The 14963-nt window shown below is 70.1% G+C and carries 14 protein-coding genes; 1 reads left to right on the forward strand and 13 read right to left on the reverse strand.

What is annotated here, in order from left to right; all coding sequences use genetic code 11:
* Window positions 1-214 precede the first annotated feature (214 nt).
* From VSO01S_RS16790 to VSO01S_RS16850, 13 genes are all read right to left on the reverse strand, one after another.
* On the reverse strand, window positions 215-1255 hold the full coding sequence (locus VSO01S_RS16790; RefSeq protein WP_068643956.1) for an MBL fold metallo-hydrolase: 1041 nt from the start codon (window positions 1253-1255) through the stop codon (window positions 215-217).
* 28 nt (window positions 1256-1283) lie between these two features.
* On the reverse strand, window positions 1284-1943 hold the full coding sequence (locus tag VSO01S_RS16795; protein ID WP_068643957.1) for a peroxiredoxin: 660 nt from the start codon (window positions 1941-1943) through the stop codon (window positions 1284-1286).
* 190 nt (window positions 1944-2133) lie between these two features.
* On the reverse strand, window positions 2134-3132 hold the full coding sequence (locus VSO01S_RS16800) for an alpha/beta fold hydrolase (RefSeq protein ID WP_068643958.1): 999 nt from the start codon (window positions 3130-3132) through the stop codon (window positions 2134-2136).
* 86 nt (window positions 3133-3218) lie between these two features.
* Entirely contained in the window at window positions 3219-3971 is a 753-nt protein-coding gene (gene cnbZ, locus VSO01S_RS16805) for a 2-amino-5-chloromuconate deaminase CnbZ (RefSeq protein WP_068643959.1), read from the reverse strand.
* 41 nt (window positions 3972-4012) lie between these two features.
* Window positions 4013-4873 (reverse strand): fumarylacetoacetate hydrolase family protein, encoded by an 861-nt coding sequence (locus VSO01S_RS16810; protein ID WP_068643960.1) that lies wholly within the window; start codon window positions 4871-4873, stop codon window positions 4013-4015.
* A gap of 43 nt (window positions 4874-4916) precedes the next feature.
* The gene (locus tag VSO01S_RS16815; RefSeq protein ID WP_068643961.1) at window positions 4917-6467 is read right to left on the reverse strand and encodes a gamma-glutamyltransferase family protein; all 1551 of its coding nucleotides are present in this window, start codon (window positions 6465-6467) and stop codon (window positions 4917-4919) included.
* Window positions 6464-7123 carry an SRPBCC family protein gene (locus VSO01S_RS16820; protein ID WP_068643962.1) on the reverse strand — a complete coding sequence of 220 codons (660 nt, stop codon included), beginning with the start codon at window positions 7121-7123 and terminating at the stop codon, window positions 6464-6466. The genes VSO01S_RS16815 and VSO01S_RS16820 overlap by 4 nt, the downstream gene beginning before the upstream one ends.
* 1 nt (window position 7124) lies before the next feature.
* Window positions 7125-8270: an FAD-dependent oxidoreductase gene (locus VSO01S_RS16825; RefSeq protein WP_068643963.1), complete on the reverse strand. Its 1146-nt coding sequence runs from the start codon at window positions 8268-8270 to the stop codon at window positions 7125-7127.
* A 23-nt stretch (window positions 8271-8293) separates the two neighbouring features.
* Window positions 8294-9403 (reverse strand): DODA-type extradiol aromatic ring-opening family dioxygenase, encoded by a 1110-nt coding sequence (locus tag VSO01S_RS16830; protein ID WP_068643964.1) that lies wholly within the window; start codon window positions 9401-9403, stop codon window positions 8294-8296.
* Window positions 9400-9924, reverse strand: a complete 525-nt coding sequence (locus VSO01S_RS16835; protein ID WP_084241928.1) for a (2Fe-2S)-binding protein — start codon at window positions 9922-9924, stop codon at window positions 9400-9402. The genes VSO01S_RS16830 and VSO01S_RS16835 overlap by 4 nt, the downstream gene beginning before the upstream one ends.
* Window positions 9921-10769 (reverse strand): FAD binding domain-containing protein, encoded by an 849-nt coding sequence (locus tag VSO01S_RS16840; RefSeq protein WP_068643965.1) that lies wholly within the window; start codon window positions 10767-10769, stop codon window positions 9921-9923. The genes VSO01S_RS16835 and VSO01S_RS16840 overlap by 4 nt, the downstream gene beginning before the upstream one ends.
* Window positions 10766-13117, reverse strand: a complete 2352-nt coding sequence (locus VSO01S_RS16845) for a xanthine dehydrogenase family protein molybdopterin-binding subunit (protein WP_068643966.1) — start codon at window positions 13115-13117, stop codon at window positions 10766-10768. The genes VSO01S_RS16840 and VSO01S_RS16845 overlap by 4 nt, the downstream gene beginning before the upstream one ends.
* A gap of 17 nt (window positions 13118-13134) precedes the next feature.
* On the reverse strand, window positions 13135-14136 hold the full coding sequence (locus tag VSO01S_RS16850) for a Bug family tripartite tricarboxylate transporter substrate binding protein (RefSeq protein ID WP_161944452.1): 1002 nt from the start codon (window positions 14134-14136) through the stop codon (window positions 13135-13137).
* Between the two features lie 115 nt (window positions 14137-14251).
* Here VSO01S_RS16850 and VSO01S_RS27195 point away from each other — a divergent pair, with 115 nt between their 5' ends.
* A complete protein-coding gene (locus VSO01S_RS27195; RefSeq protein ID WP_068643968.1) occupies window positions 14252-14959 on the forward strand; it encodes a GntR family transcriptional regulator in 708 nt (235 codons plus the stop codon).
* The last annotated feature ends 4 nt before the right edge of the window (window positions 14960-14963 follow it).

The raw sequence follows: 14963 nt of genomic DNA on the forward strand, positions 1-14963 counted from the left end.
CCCACGTCGAGCAGGCGCTGGCCGGCGCGCACGCCGGCATGGCGCAGCAGCCGCGCCGCGGGAATGGTGGTCACCGCCTCGAGCGGTGCGAACAGGGCCCAGCCTTCGCGCTGGGCGGCCTTGAGTTGGGCAAACGGGTCGCTGGACATGGTGGTGCCTCCTCGCTGTTCACTGGATGAATCGGTTGAACAAGCTTCGCGGGCCGCTGCCAGTGTCAGGGCCCTGGGCCTTCCTTGAGCGGGTAGCCTGCCTCGCGCCAGGCCTTCATGCCGCCGTCGAGCGCCACGGCGTGCGCAAAGCCCAGGTCGCGCAAAGTGGCTGCCGCCAGCGTGGAGATGTAGCCCAGCTCGCAGCAGGCCAGGATGCGCCGCGTGGGGTCGGGCAGGTCCTGGTTCACGCGCAGCTCGAGCTGGCCGCGCGGCAGCAGGCGGGCGCCGGGCACATGGCCTTTCTCGTAGGCCTCGCGCTCGCGCACGTCGAGCACGATCAGGTCGTCTTCCTCGGCTTCCACCCGCGCCTTCAGCTCGGCCAGCGACATGAAGGGCACGCTGGCCGTGGCCTGGGCCAGCAGCGAGGCCACGGTCTTGCCGCCGCTCATGTTGGTGCGCAGCGCCTCGGTGATGTGGGTGGGCATGGTGAGGTTGAGCTGGCGCATCATGTCCACGAACTCGGCGCGCTCGCGCTTTTGCAGGCGCGGGTTGGCGGCCAGCTCGTCGCCGATGGTGGAGTGGCTGCGGCCCTTGTAGTCGTGCGCGGGATAGACCTTCAGCGCCGGATCGAGCTTGAGCAGCTTGTTGAACAGGCTGTCGTAGAGCTGCTCGGGGTCGCCGCTGGGCAGGTCGGTGCGGCCGGTGCCGCCGATGAGCAGCGTGTCGCCGGTGAACACCCGGTCTTCCACCTGCAGGCACATCGAGTCGGCCGTGTGGCCGGGGGTGTGCAGGGCGGTGAGGCGCAGCTTGCCCAGCACCAGCATCTCGCCGTCGGCCAGGTGCATGTCCACGAAGGGCGCCGGGCTTTTGCGGTGCATGACCACCGGCACGTTCAGCTGGCGGGCCAGTTCCTTGGTGGCCGAGAAGTGGTCGGCATGCGTGTGCGTGTCGATCAGGTAGCGGATGCGCACGCTGTCCCTGTTGGCCAGCGCCAGGTAGTGGTCGATCTGGCGCAGCTCCGGGTCGATCAGCGCGGCCACGCAGGTCTCTGCGCAGCCCACCAGGTACGACTGGCAGCCGTCGGTCGCGATCTGCTCGAAGATCATGATGCGTCCAGCGGCTGCGCCGAGGGGGTCAACCCGGCTGCTTGACCACGCGCAGGTAGGGCTTGGGCGACTTCCAGCCCTCGGGGAAGAGCTTCTTGGCGTCTTCGTCCGACACCGAGCCGGCAATGATCACGTCGTCGCCGTGCTTCCAGTTCACCGGCGTGGCCACCTTGTGCGCCGCGGTGAGCTGCATGGAGTCGAGCACGCGCAGGATCTCGTCGAAGTTGCGGCCGGTGGTCATCGGGTAGGTGAGCATCAGCTTGATCTTCTTGTCCGGCCCGATGATGAACACCGAGCGCACCGTGGCGTTGGTGGCGGCGGTGCGGCCGTCGGAGGTGCCGGGCTCTTCGGCCGGCAGCATGTTGTAGAGCTTGGCCACGTTCAGGTCGGTGTCGCCGATCATCGGGTACTTGGGCCGGTGCCCCTGGGTTTCCTCGATGTCGTTGGCCCACTTGTCGTGCGCGTCCACCGGGTCGATCGACAGGCCGATCAGCTTGGCATTGCGCTTGGTGAACTCGGGCTCGATCTTGGCCATGTAGCCCAGCTCGGTGGTGCACACCGGCGTGAAGTCCTTCGGGTGCGAAAAAAGGATCGCCCACTTGTCGCCGATCCAGTCGTGGAACTTGATCGGGCCCTGCGTGGTGTTGGCCGTGAAGTCGGGCGCGGTGTCATTGATGCGAAGGGACATGGCTACTCCTTTTGCGGATGTGGATGAACGAATCTGGCTTGGGCCGCGGTGTGGCGGGCACCGGCGGAGCAGCAAGAAAGTACACCACTTTCTGCTGAGGTGAACAAGCGCTTCGTTATTAGCAAATGCCTTGACGCACGGCGTTTTCGGGCGCGCAGCCGCATGCCGGCGAGGCCGGCCGGTGGGGGAGTCAGTCGCCCTTGCCCTTGTTCCGCTCGCTCAGGAATTCGAGCGCCGCCTGCCAGGTCTGCGGCGAGTTCAGGATGCCCAGGTGGCTGCTGCGCAGGATCGGGTCGTAGACGCCCTGGCCGGTGAGCACGATCTCGCGCGCGCCGCGCAGGCTGGCGCTCTTGGAGAAGTCGGTCGGCTGGCCGAAGGAGTCGACCGCGGGCACCGGCGCCACCACGCCGTCCTGCACCGGGAAGTAGACAAAGCTCGCGTCGCCGTTGCGCACCACCAGCACGCGCACCGGCCCCTCGTTCCCGGCGCCGCCGCTGCGGCCGTTGAGCAGCTTCAGGAAGGGCGTGTCGGGCGAGCCGAGTTCCTGGCAGACCTCGCTCGCCGGGGTGAAGCCGCCGGCCGCGGGCGCACGCCAGTAGTTGGCGGCGTCGGGCGAGCAATTGATGATGCCGTGGTTGGGCCCGTCGATGGCCACGAAGCGGCGCACCAGGTGTTTCGCCTCGTCCTGCCGCATCCATTCGCGCGCCAGCGTCACGCCCAGGCTGTGGCCCACGATGTCGACCTGCTTGGCCCCGGTGAAATCCATGACGGCCCGGATGAAGCGCCGCAGGTCGGGCACGTTGGCCGCGTTGGTGTGGGCGATGCTGGAGCGGCGTGTCTGGTCGCCGGCCAGGTCGCACTGGTCGCCCTGGTAGCCCACGCCCCACAGCTCGCTGGGGGCGTAGCCGTTGTCGGCAAAGTACTGCGCGAGCGCCTGCACGCGGCCGTAGGGGTTGCAGGCGGTGGGAAAGGGCGTGTCGTTGTTGCCGTGGATGAAGATGACCGGTGTGCGCGCAACCGGCCCGGCCGCGCCGAAGCCGATCAGCGGCCTGGCCAGCGAGGTGTCTTCGATGGCCGGGAAACCGGGCGGCAGCGTGTTGCCCACCAGCCCCGCCGCGTGTGCGGCGGTGGTCGCGGCAACGAGGGTTGCCAGTGCGGCGGCGTGTCGAATGCAGCGGGCGTTCTTCATCGGCGGGCTCCTTCGTGGGCGCGGGGCATGATGCCGATGAAAGGAGGCGCTGACAAGGCGCCTTATGCCTTCTGGCCGATGCGCTGTCAGATCACCGTCTCGTGCGCGTAGCCGCGCACATCCATCTCGAACTCCAGGCCCACGACGGGCGGGCGCGCGTAGTTCCACACCAGCCCGCCGGCGCCGGCGCCGCGGCGGGCCAGTTCGTCCCCCACCAGGTGGCCGATGTTCTGCACGGTGTAGAGCTGGGTGGACACCGCATCGGCCCAGCCCACGCCCAGGGCCGCCATGCGGCGCTCCATGGTGTCGGCGACGAAAGCCACCTTGGTGCGCAGCCCTTCGGGCGAGGTGTCGCCCAGTGCGATGACGCGCTCGCGCGCCGGCGCATTGCCCGTGTGCGCATCGGCGCTGCCCGAGAGCTGGAACGTGGTGCGGGCCTGGTCGGACGGCACGGAGTAGGTGAAGGCGAACATGCGCGACTCGCCGGGCTTGTCGTACATCGGGCACACGTTGGTGCGCGCGACGGGGTTGACGCCGTCCTTGTAGAGGCCCCAGCGCTCCAGCGTTTTCACGTAGTGGGTGTTGAACTCGATGAAGCCCTGGTCGCTGAACGGATCGGGCGAGCGCAGCTCGCACTGCGCAAAGGCGGTGGTGGGGCGGCCGACCTTCGCCAGGTGCGCCTCGACGGCGGCAAAGGCCTCGGCCATGGGCAGGGGATGGATGAAGCGGACGCGCTCCAGCGCAAAGCCGGGCTCGGCCGCGACGCCGCCTGAATACTGGAAGACGGAAGGCAGGTAGCGATAGCCGCCGGCGGCGAACACGGTGGTGGATTCGGACATGGCAATACTCCAGGAAAGAACAAGAGGGGAAGGCGCTTCGCTCAGTGCGGCTGCGCCTGCAAGGGGTTTCTCAGCACGCCGAGGCCTTCGATCTCGACCTCCACGACATCGCCCGCGCGCATCCAGGCCGGCGGCGTGCGCGACTGGCCCACGCCGGCGGGCGTGCCCATGGCGATCACGTCGCCGGGCTCCAGGGTCATGGCATCGCTCAGCAGGGCGATGGTTTCCGCCACGCCCCAGATCATGTCGGTGGTGCTGGCGTCCTGCATCACCTGGCCGTTCAGGCGGCACTGGATGCGCAGGCCTTGCGCGCCCGGCGGCACGTCGTCGGCCGTGACCAGCACCGGGCCGAAGCCGCCGGTGGCATCGAAGTTCTTGCCGATGGTCCACTGCGGCGTGCGCTTCTGGTAGTCGCGCACCGAGATGTCGTTGAAGCAGGCGTAGCCGAACACGTAGTCGAGCGCCTTGACCTGCGGCAGGTGGCGGGGCACGCGCCGGCCGATGACCACGGCAAGTTCCGCCTCGTAGTCCAGGCGCTCGGAAACGCGCGGCACCAGCGCCGGCTGCCCATGGCCCATGAGCGAGGAGGCGGCACGCAGGAAGAGCCAGGGGTACTCGGGCTTGTCCCGCCCGCCCTCCTTGGCATGGTCGAAGTAGTTCAGGCCCAGGCAGACGATCTTCCCAGGCTCGGCGATGAGCGGAGCGAAGGATTGCTGCGCCAGGGGCAGCCTCTCGGCGCCCGATGCGGCGCGTGCCAGCGCGTGGAAGTCGACGCCCTGCGCGAGCGCCTGGCGAAGGTCGGCCGGCAGATGGGGGTCGAGCTGGTTCAGGTCGATCAGCGCGTCGCCGTCGACCAGGCCCAGCCTGGGTTCGCCGTTGCGAAGGAATGTGGTCAGTTGCATGGATCTCTTGCGGTCCGAAAAAAAGTGAAAGCGAAGGAGGGGGTTACCAGGCCAGCGCGGTGGCCTGCCGGCGGCTGTCGGCGGCCGCCTCGATGGCGCCGTCGGCGGTTCTGCGCACCACCTTGGCCGAGCCGAAATAGAACTCGTGCTGCGAGTTCTCCTGCACATCGAGTCCGGCGCCCCGAAGCGCCTGCGCCACGTGGCCGGGCATGCCCGGCTCCAGCAGCACGGCGCCGTCGCGCGACAGGCTCCAGCGCGGGCGGCTCACCAGTTCGCCCAGCGTGAGGCTCCGGCCCAGCGCCCCTGTGGCGATCTGGTAGCCCGTGGTGGTCTGGCTCACGCCGCCGGGCGAGATGCCGGCCAGGCAGGCGCGCCCTTGCCCGTCGAGCACCAGCCACGGGTTGAGCGTGTGCGAAGGCCGCACGCCCGGTCTGACGGCGTTGACATCGCCCGGCACGTTGGAGAAGTCGAACATCCGGTTGTTCAGCAGGATGCCCGTGCCCGGATCGACCGCGCCGCTGCCGAAGGGCTGGAACACGCTCTGCAGCATGGCCAGCGCATTGCCTTGCGCATCCATGGCCACGAAGCCGGTGGTGTCGCCCACGCCGGCGCGGCTGGCACGAAACGCCGCCAGGTGCTGCGGCGCGGCGTTGCCTGGTGCGGCCACGCCGAAATCCGACGGGCTGGCCCCCGAGCGCTCGAAGTCGCCGATGCGGCGGCGCCCCTGGGCAATGACGGCGATGGCGGCCTGTATCGCGGCCGGCATGTCGATCCCGTCATCCGGCCGGCCGGCGCACTCCCAGCGCGCGAGCTGCTGCAGCATGAGCACGCCCACGGAGTTGGGCGGCATCACGTGCACGGTGCCCGCGCCCGCCGGTGCGGACCAGGCATCGACCCAGTCGGCCTGCGCGCGCTCGAAATCCTCCGCGGCGAACAGCCCGCCATTGGCTTGCGAGAAGCGAACCAAGCTCTGCGCGGCAGGGCCGGCGTAGAAGCCCTGCTCGCCTTCGCTGGCCACCGCGCGCAGCACGGCGCCAAGGCGCGGCTGCACCAGGCGCTGCCCGGCAGCCAGCGGCCGGCCCTGCGGCAGCATGAACGGCGCGAAGCCCGGTTGCGATCTCACGCGGGCATCGGCCAGCGCCAGGTTGCGCACAAGCTCCTCGGGCGCGGCAATCCCTTGCTCGGCCAGCCGGATGGCCGGCGCGAGCAGATCGTTCAGCGCCATGCGGCCGAAGCGTTCGTGGGCACGGGCCCACAGGCGCACGAGCGTGGGCACCACGGCCGCACGCACGCCCCGCTGCGGCATGCCGTCCGCGAACAGTGCGCCATCGGCGGCCAGCGGCGCGCGCCCGCTGCCGTTGAGCGCATGCACGCGTCCGCTCTTCGCATCGAAGAAAAGCATCATGGCGCAGCCGCCGAGCGAGCTGGCATGCGGCAGCGCCACTGCGAGCACGGCCGAAGCCGTGACCATGGCGTCGACCAGCGAGCCGCCCGCGGCCATGCATTGCTGCGCGTGCAGCGTGGCCAGGTGGTGGCCGCTGACCACGGCGCCCTCGTTGCCGTAGACGCTCTTGGGCCGCGCGTTGGCGATCATGCGGCGGCGCGCATCAGCAGCAGGGCCACGAGGGTGCCGACGAAGGAGCCGGCCGCGCAGCCGAGGGCCACGCGCCAGGCCATGCCGTCGAGCGCGAGGCGCAAGCCGTGTGCATCGGGGGCGCTCCATGCGGGGCCGGTTGCCGCGATGGATGCCGGCGTTGGTGCAGCCTGTGCGGCGGGCGCAGGCGCCTGCGTGGTGTCCGGCGCTGCCTGGCTGCCGCTCAAGGCGCGCGCCACGTTGGCGAAGAATTCTTCCGAGAACTTGCGCGCGGTGCTGTCGATCAGCCGCGACCCCAGCTGCGCGATGCGGCCGGTGATCTCGGTCTGCGCCGCGTAGTCCAGCTGCGTGCCGCCCTGTACCTCGGTCAGCCGCACCTGCACGCGCCCGGTGGCCGAGCCGGCCACGCCGCCCGAGCCGCCGCCCTGCAGCACATAGGACTCGGGCGCCACCACGTCGAGCTTCTTCACCTGCACGTTGAAATGGACCTTGATGGGGCCGACCGCGGAGGTGAGCTCCATCTCCAGCTCGTCGGGCCGGGGCTCGGCCACGCGCCGGCAGCCCGGCACGGCGGCCTGCAGGAAGGCCGGGTCGTTCAGCGCCTGCCACACCCGCTCGCGGGGCAGGGCGAGGATCTTGGTTCCCTCGATCAGCATCTCATCCCCGTTGCATGTCGATGCCCGCCAGGCGCAGCCCCTGGTCGGCAATGCGCATGCTCTCGTTGAGGTAGCGGATGCGGCCGAAGGCCCAGGTGATCAGCGGGCGCATGGCGTCCAGCCGCGTGGGCCACTGGCGGGTGAACCAGTCGTAGCGGCAGGCCCAGGCCTGCGTGCGGTCGCTGATGAAGCGCACGCGCTGCTCCCACTGCGCCACGGCGGCGGGCACGTCCTGCGTCTGCCGCAGGAAATGCGCGAGCGCATAGGCGTTGATGAGCGTCAGCCCCGCGCCCTGGCCCAGCGTGGGCGGCAGCCCGTGCGCGGCATCGCCCAGGATCGCGACGCGGCCCATGGCCCACTTCTCGCAGTCCACCACGCCGTAGTTGAACTGGGTGGAGGGCGCGCGGCCCAGCGCTGCCATGAGCCCCGCGAGCTTGGGAAAGCGTTCGGACCAGTCGCGCACGTCCAGCGGCAATTGGCGCGCAATGGCGTCGCGCTCGGGCGCCACCATGTAGACGTAGGTCTGGTTCGGGCCCGCCGGCGTCACGCCGATGCGGCGGTTGCCCGACCAGTGCTCCACCGTCTTGTCCTCGGGCGTGAACTCGCGGCCTTCGATGAGGAAGCGGTCGATGATGGTGGGCAGGATGCGGAAGCTGCTGCGCATGGGCAGCGAGTTGCGCACCGCGGAGCCCACGCCGTCGGCCGCCACGATCAGGTCGGCTTCGTGCGTCCTGCCGTCGGCGGTGCGGATCGCGCGGCCGTTCACCGCCTCGGTCACGGTCGAGTTGGTGATGATCTCGGCGCCGGCCGCCAGCGCCGCGTCGCGCAGCCCTTCGATCAGGGTCTGCCGCGCGAAGACGTGGACGCGCGACAGGCCGGCGAGCGTGCGCTGCTGGCGCAGCGACCCGTCGGCAAAGCGGATCTCGGCCTTGTGCAGCTGCAGGCCGTGCGGCTTCAGGCGCTCGAACACGCCCAGGCGTTCGAGCACCTCGATGCTGTTGTTCTTGATGTAGATGCCGGCGCCGATCTCGCGGATCTGCTCGCCGCGCTCGTGGACGCGCACGCGCCAGCCATCGCGCGCCAGAAGGGCTGCGGTGGCCAGGCCGCCGATGCCGCCGCCGGCAATCTCCGCGGTGCGAAGGGACATGATGCTTTTCTCCTAAAGTTGAATCAGGTGTTCTTGCGCTGCAGCCCCACCTGCATCGCGGCGCCCGCCGTCAGCAGCGCATGGATGCGGAACTGGTCGCGCAGGCGCTCGGTGTCGAACGCGACAAGGGCCTCGCGCTCGTCCGGCGCCAGGCGAAAGGCGTGGCTCCAGGCGGCCGGGTCGGCCACGAAGCGGCGTGCGTCCTCGGGACTGGTGCGCAGGCGCAGCACGGCCTCCACCAGCGGGGCGCGGTCGGCCGGCAGCGCGGGGTAGATCAGTTCGTAGTCGTCCACCGCCGGGTTGGGCGTTTCCAGGTCCCACGCCAGCGAGGCGTAGGTGTGGTGCCACGAAGGCTCGAAGTGCGCGGCGAAGGGCTTGCGGTCGCCGATGGCGCCGGCCAGCATCAGCGTCGAGCGCAGCTCCACGTTGCCGGTGCGGTCCAGCTCGCGCTCGTTCAGGCCCAGCAGGTGCTGCAGGTCGCCTTCGCACATGCGGGCGAAGAGCCCTTCGTCCGTCTTCACGTCCGGGTGCGGATAGTGGCGCGTGCCGGGGTAGTGTGAAAGCCCGCCGCTGGCCACCAGGATGGCGCGCTTGCCCAGCTTGCACAGCGCCCGCTCCAGCGCCTGGCCGAAGGCGAAGCAGCGCGTGGGTGAGGGCTGCGGCGGTACATAGGAATTGACGAACAGGGCCGTCATCGGCGTCTCGCGCGTGAAGCCCATGTACTCGTAGGGAATGGTGAAGGCGGTCTGCAGCTTCGCGCCGAGGGTGAAGGCCAGGTCGAAGCCCACGGCCGACATCTCGGGCACCAGCGCATAGCCCAGCTCGGCATCCAGCGCCCAGTCGCCGCGGTGCTTGTGCATGCCGTCGGCGCTGCGGGCCACGTGCACGCAGAAGGGCGGCACGCTGTGGGTCACGAAGTGGTCGCCGTGGTCGTTGGAGATGACGACCACGCAGTCCGCTTCCTTGCGGCGGAAGGCTTCGCCGATGGCCGCGAGCTGGGCCTGGACGCGGTCCACCTGCGCGAGGTCTTCGGTGTCGGGGCGCGAGAGCAGCTGCGGCGCATGCGGGACGGCGGCGGCGGCCACCACGCCGGCGGGCTTGCGGCGCAGGCCGGGCGTCTGGGCGGTGCTCATGGGCGAGCCTCCTCGGAGTGGGAGTGGGAGTGGGAATGGGCGTGGCTGTGCGCCGCGGCCTGCGGATTCGCCACCGAAAGAATGGCTTCCACGATGCCCTGGTAGCCGGTGCAGCGGCAGATGTTGCCGGCCAGGCGCTCGCGCACGCTGGCCTCGTCCAGCGGCTCGCCGCTGGCCAGCATGTCGTAGGCCGAGACGAACATGCCCGGCGTGCAGAAGCCGCACTGCAGCGCGTGGTGCGCATTGAAGGCGGCGCGCAGGCGCTGGGCCAGTTCGTCCTGCAGGCCGTCGAGCGTGGTGACGCGGCTGCCCGCGCAGCCGTGCGCGAGGGCGAGGCAGGCGCGCGTGCAGCTGCCGTCCACCAGTACGTTGCAGGCGCCGCACACGCCGTGCTCGCAGCCGAGGTGGACCGAGGTCGCGCCGCGGTCGCGCACGAAGTCGGCCAGCGTGATGCGGTGCTCGCCGGTCAGCGGCACGGCGCATCCGTTGAGGATGATCTGGTTGTCGGGAAGGTCGTTCATCGGGCTTGCGGGTTCAGTGCGCGCTGCGCGGCGTCCACGGCGTTGACGGCATGGCGTCGGCGCTCGAGCCGGTCCAGTTCGGGCAGCGCGGTGGCAATGTCGTCGCCGGCGGCGGCCAGCAACGGCGTTCTTGCGGTGGTGCCGGCAGCGAGGGCGCGGGCCAGCCGGGGCAGCGCGCAAGGCTTGTCGCCTGCGGCGCCCAGCCAGCACTCCCACGTGTGCGAGCGGCGCAGCACGATGGCCGAGCACATGGCGTATTCGCCGGCACGGTGCATGAGCTTGGCGCGCCCCCAGGCCGTGAGCGTGGCCTCGTCGGGCGCGAGGGTGAGGGCCGTGGCCAGTTCGTCCACGGCGCGCGCAGTGAGCAGCGGGCCCAGGATGAACTCGCGCACCGGCACGCTGCGCACGCCGCGCAGGCTCGCCAGTTCGATGCGCGCATCGAGCGCGCTGAACAGCAGCGGCCAGTCGCCCTTGGGGTCGGCCTGCACGATGCTGCCCACCGCGGTGCCGCGGTTGCGCACGGCGTGGAAGGCGATCTCGCGGGCATGGGCGTTCAGCAGCGCGCCGAGCGGCGCATGCAACGGGGCGCGCACCTGTTCGAGCGCCGCATGGCGCACCAGGGCGCCGATGCGAACGCCGTGCGAGTCGTCGAAGCGCAGGTCCGACAGTGCGGCGATGCGGTTGATGTCCAGCAGGACGTGCGGGCGCAGCACGCGGTAGCGCAGCAGCGGCACCAGGCTCTGGCCGCCGGCCAGCACCTGCGCGTCGCTGCCGAGCGCGGCGAGCTGGCCCAGCGCCTCGTCGATGGAGGCGGGCATGCGAAGGTCGAGCGGGGCCAGCTTCACAGTGCCACCTCTTCCTGCAGTTCTGGCTGTTCCGCACCCGCGGACGGTCCTTCGTCCAGCAGCTGCGACAACAGGTAGTCGGGCGTGATGGGCGTGCGGTTCACCGCCACGCCGCGCGCCAGCAGTGCCGAACGCACCGCGTTGCCGATGGCCGCGGGCCCGGCGACGCAGCCGCCTTCGCCGGCGCCCTTGATGCCGAACTCGGAGAACGGCGAGGGCGTGCACTGGTGGATGACGTCGATGCGCGGCACCTCCATGCTGCTGGGCAGCGCGTAGTCGCCGAAGGTGACGCTCGTGGGTTGTCCGTCTTCGGTGTAGCGCATCTCCTCGAGCAGCGCCTGGCCGATGCCCTGCGCCACGCCGCCGCGCACCTGGCCGTCCAGGATCAGCGGGTTGACGACGGTGCCGCAGTCCTCGACCACCGCATAGTCGGTGACCTGCACCAGCCCGGTCTCGGTGTCGACGCGCACGCGCACCACGTGGGTGCCGTATGAGAAGGTGCCGGTCTCCACCTGGGGCCGGTAGATGCCTTCCACCGACATGCCCGGCGGAATGTCGTGCGGGAGGCGATGCAGTTCCACCACCGAGAGCCGGCCGATGCCGGCAAAGTCGATCGACGTGCCGCCCGGACCGAAGAAGCGCGGGCCTTCCTGCCGCAAGTCCTCGATGGCGCATTCCAGAGCCGCCGCGGCGATGCGGCGCGCCTTGTCCAGCAGCAGCTGCGAAGCCTTCGCCACGGCCCCGCCGGCCATCACGATGGAGCGCGATGCCACCGTGCCCAGGCCGTAGGGCGAGCGGCCCGTGTCGCCCTGGCGGATGCGGATGGCCGCCAGCGGCAGCCCCGTCACCTGCGCGGCGATCTGCGCGAGCGAAGTGAAGTGGCCCTGGCCGTGGCTGAGCGTGCCCACGTCGACGATGAGTTGGCCGCCCGGCGTGAGCGTGGCGCGCGCGGCTTCATGCCCGTAGATGTAGGGCGAGCCGCGCCGGTGCCATTCGACCGAGCCGTGCGCCGCCTGCTCCACGTACATGCCGTAGCCCACGGCGTGCACATAGCGCGCGTCGTCCTTCAGCGCGGGCCAGGTGCGGGCGTGTGCTTCCGCGGCCGCCAGCGATGCCGCGTAGTCGCCCGAGTCGTAGTACAGGCCCGTGGCCGTGGTGTAGGGAAAGCGGTCCGCGCCGATGAGGTTGCGCTTGCGCACCGCCAGCGGCGGCAGGCCCAGGTCGTGCGCCACTTCGTCGAGCAGGCGCTCCATGGCGAAGCAGCCGGCCGGCCGGCCCACGCCGCGGAACGGGCCCACCGGCGACTTGTTGGTGTAGACCGCGATCGACTCGCTGCGGTAGTTGCGGATGTGGTAGGGGCCGAGCATCACGTTGGCCGCCATGTTGGCCTCGATGGCGCCGGTGGAGGTCTTGGCCGAATAGGCGCCCGAGTCCACCACGAAGCGCGCCCGCACGGCGTGGATGCGTCCGGTCTCGTCGAACCAGGCGCTCACTTCCTGCTCGTGCTGGCGGCTGTGGTTGGAAGCGACGAAGTGCTCGTAGCGGTCTTCCACCCAGCGGTGCGGCTTGCCGGTGGCCAGCGCGAGCGCCGCCACCACGATCTCCTCGGGGTACAGGTTGCTCTTGGCGCCGAAGCCGCCGCCCACGTCGGGCACCACCACACGGATGTCCGCCTCCGAGATGCCGACCAGGTGCTCGGCCAGGAAGGTGCGCAGCAGGTGCGGGCGCTGGTGCGAGGCATGCACCACCAGCTCGCCCGTGGAAGCGTCGACCCAGGCCACGCAACCGCGGCCTTCCAGCGGCGATGCGAGCACGCGCGCCATCGAGAAGCGCCGCGTGATGCTGCGCCCGCTGAAGGCGGCTTCGTCGCCGACGGTGCGGCCGCTTCGCATGACGACGTTCGAGGAGAGCCCTTCGTGCAGCGGCGCCGAGGGGTGGTCGAGCTCGGCCAGCGCGTCCATCACCGGCGCAATCGCCTCGATGTCGGGCATGCACGATTCGGCGATGTCCTCCGCCTGCGCGCGCGTGGCGGCGGTGATGGCGGCAATGGCCTCGCCCACGTAGCGCACGCGGCTCGCGGCGAGCAGCGGCATGGGCGCGCCCTGGAACTCCTTGCGCAGCAGGCGGCCTTCGATCGGCACGGTGAGCGGCGCGATGCGCCGGGCATCCCACACCGCATCGGCCGGCACATCGGCCGGCAGGGCCAGGCCGCGCAAGTGGCCGTTGGCGACGGGGCTGCGCAGGAAGGCCACCTCGACGCAACCTGGCACCGTGATGTCCGCCACGAAGCGGGAGACGCCTTGGAGATGGCGCGCGTCCTCGACGCGGGCAATGGGCTCGCCGATCATTTGCTGCGCGTTTCCCTTCAGTCCAGCTTGATGTTGGCGGCGCGGATGATGGAGCCCCACTTGCCGGAGTCCTGCTGCATGCGGGCGGCCAGCTGCTCGGTGGTGCCGCCCAGTGGCACCAGGCCCAGCTTGATCAGGCGGTTGCGGATCTCGGGCTTGGCCAGCGCCTTGTTCACTTCCTGGTTGAGCGTCTGCACCACGACCGGCGGCGTGCCGGTGGGCGTCATCAGCACGAACCAGCTCGACAGGTCCACGTCCGGCAGGCCGGCTTCCTTCAGGGTCGGCACGTTCGGCAGGGTGGGGAAGCGCTTGGGCGCGGCAATGGCCAGCACGCGCACGCGGCCGGCGTCGATCTGGGGCTGCGCAGGGCCGAGGTTCTCGAAGCTGAAGTCTGTCTCGCCGGCGGCCACCGAGGTCACGGCCGGGCCGCTGCCCTTGAGCGGCACATGCTGGGCCTGGAAGCCCACCACCGACTTGAACCATTCGGCCGCCAGGTGCAGCGTGCTGCCGGCGCCGGCCGATGCGTAGTTGAGCGAGGTGCCGCTCTTGGCCGCCATGGCGATGAAGTCCTTGGCGGTCTTTTCCTTGATCTTGCTGCCCACCAGCAGGAAGGCCGGCACGTCGACGATGCCCACCACCGGTGCGAGCGAACGCGAGGCGTCGTACGGCATCTGCGGATAGAAGTGGACGTTGTTGATCAGCGAGGTGGTGCCCAGCAGCAGGGTGTAGCCGTCGGGCGCGGAGCGCACCACGAAGGCGGTGCCGATCTGCGAGTTGGCGCCGGGCTTGTTGTCCACCACCACCGGCGTGTGCAGGTTGTTGGACAGCTCCTGGCCGATGAGGCGCGCCGTGATGTCGGACGCACCACCGGCGGCAAAAGGCACCACGATGGTGATCGGCTTGGAGGGATAGCTCTGCGCGCCGGCTGCGAATGCCAGGCAGGAGAGCGACGCGAACAAGGAGGCGCCGCGAAGAAGAATGCGACGACGGACGGGGGTGAGAAGGGAACGGGCAGGCATGGACTTTCTTCCTTTCAAGTATGAAGTATACGTAATACAAGATACGAAAGCTGTGCGAAAATCGTGCCAACGCTTCGGGGTATTCCCGAGGTCCATGGGGTGAAGAAGAATCAACATGAATCCAGGATCCGCAAGTCTTGCCGGGCTGCCCAAGGTCACGCCCTCGGCCAATCTGCCCAGCCATGTCCAGTCCGTGCTGCAGGAGGCCATCCTCAACGGCGCCCTCGCGCCCGGCGAGCGCCTCTTCGTGGACGAGGTGGCCGCGCATTTCGGCGTGAGCAAGATCCCGATCCGCGAGGCGCTCAAGGCACTGGAGACCGCGGGCTGGGTGCAGTCGCAGCCGCGCCGGGGCACCTACGTGCGCCCCCTGTCGCGGGAAGAATTGCGCGAGACCTTTGAAATGCGGCGCCTGCTGGAGCCCTACAGCGCGGCGCTGGCCGCCAAGCGCCGCACCGAGGCGCAGCTGGCCGAGCTCAAGGGCCTGCTCGCGCAAAGCGCCGCGGCGCTGAAGGCCGGCGACGTCATCGCGCTCACCGACACCAACAGCCGCTTCCACTCCACCATGGGCGACGCGGCCGGCAACAAGATGCTCAGCGAAAGCATCGCCAAGCTCGAGCTGCAGCTGCGCCGCTACTTCGTCTCGGTGGAGTGGCAGCAGCGGCGCGAGTCCATGGCCCAGCACAAGGCCATCTTCGAAGCCATCCGCGACCAGGACGTGAAGCTGGCCGAGCGACTCACGCTGGCACACATCGACCACACGGAGTCGCTGGCTTCGGCCTCGATCGACGCCACGCCGAACGCGATGGAACTGGGCCTGAGCTAGCCGT

The sequence above is a fragment of the Variovorax soli NBRC 106424 genome, assembly GCF_001591385.1.
GTDB lineage: Bacteria > Pseudomonadota > Gammaproteobacteria > Burkholderiales > Burkholderiaceae_C > Variovorax > Variovorax soli.